Here is a 1,265-nt window from a genome sequence, read left to right on the forward strand (position 1 = left end):
GCGGCGGTGACGGCGAGGTAGGCGTGGGCGCACAGAACGAGTGTTATGTGCCGGTACCAGGCGTCGTACCGACGGACCTGGTAGTGGTCCAGGCCGACCTCGTTCTTGGCGGTCTGGAAGCACTCCTCGACCGCCCACCGGATCCCGGCGATCCGGATCAGATCCTCGTCGAGCGTCTCACTTGGGCCGAAGCACAGGTAGTAGGCCAGGTCGGTGGGGTCGGTGATGCTGCGGCGGATCAGCAGCCAGTGGCCGTAGCTGTCGGCGGTGTCGGGCAGGGAGGCGACGGCCCAGTCGTAGAGTCGTGGCCCTTTGGCGCCATTGCCGCAGCTGCGGCGCTTCCATGCCAGGGCGGGCGCGTTGGCGGCCAGGACGTCGGGACGGGAACTGCCCGCCGCGGTGGGGACCCGCTGGTTGCGGGGCACGGCGAGGACGTAGCCGATGCGCTGTTGCTGCAGCCAGGCACGGAACTTGGAGTCCTGTCCGTATGCTTCGTCGGCGGTGACCCACCTCGCCGGCAGGCCGGCGGTGATGGCGCGTTCGAGCATCCGTAGGCCCAGCGTGGGCTTCGTGGCGAACCCGATGTTCGTCTCGATGCCGGCTTCGGTGCGGCGGGCGGGGTCGTCGCACCAGCCGCGGGGCAGATACAACTCTCGGTCGATCAGCGTGCGCCCGACTGGGCTGGCATAGGCAAGGAACACTCCGAGCTGGCAGTTCTCCGTCCGCCCGGCCGTGCCCGAGTACTGACGCTGCACGCCCGCCGATTTCACGCCTTTCTTCAGGAAGCCGGTCTCGTCGACGATCAGCACCCCGTCGTCGTGGCCGAGGTGCTCGGACACGTAGGCGAACAGGTCGTCGCGGACCGCGTCCGGGTCCCACGCGGACCTGTTGAGCAGCCGCTGCATCCGGTCCGGCGTCGCATCACCGGCGGCCTCGGCCAGGGTCCAGCCGTTCTTGGCCGCCAGAGGTGACAACAACCCGACCAGGTAAGTCAGCGCCTGCCGGCGCGGCTCTGCGCGACCGAAGCGGTGCGCGAACCGCGCCAGCAGATCATCCAGACCCGCCCGCCAGCCGACGATCTCATCGATCAACACAAGCCCGAGAGCCTGCCCGCCCTACGACAAGCCACAACAGACAGACAGTGCGACCGCTTACCCATCCGCCGGATAGCATCGACATCCGCAGCTACACGGCAGGCGCAACTCCGACGTCGATCATCCCGATGAGCTGCCGAAACTTCAGATCAGGCAAGTGCGGCTGGAGTA

General features: G+C 67.9%; 1 protein-coding gene. It reads right to left on the minus strand.

Annotation, left to right across the window (positions count from 1 at the left end):
• Window positions 1-1,088: IS701 family transposase (locus tag Van01_RS32700; protein WP_373306319.1), on the minus strand; the 1,088-nt coding region annotated here is incomplete at its 3' end.
• Window positions 1,089-1,265 lie beyond the last annotated feature (177 nt).

Origin of the sequence: Micromonospora andamanensis, assembly GCF_016863495.1 — a bacterium.
GTDB classification, from domain to species: Bacteria; Actinomycetota; Actinomycetes; order Mycobacteriales; family Micromonosporaceae; genus Micromonospora; species Micromonospora andamanensis.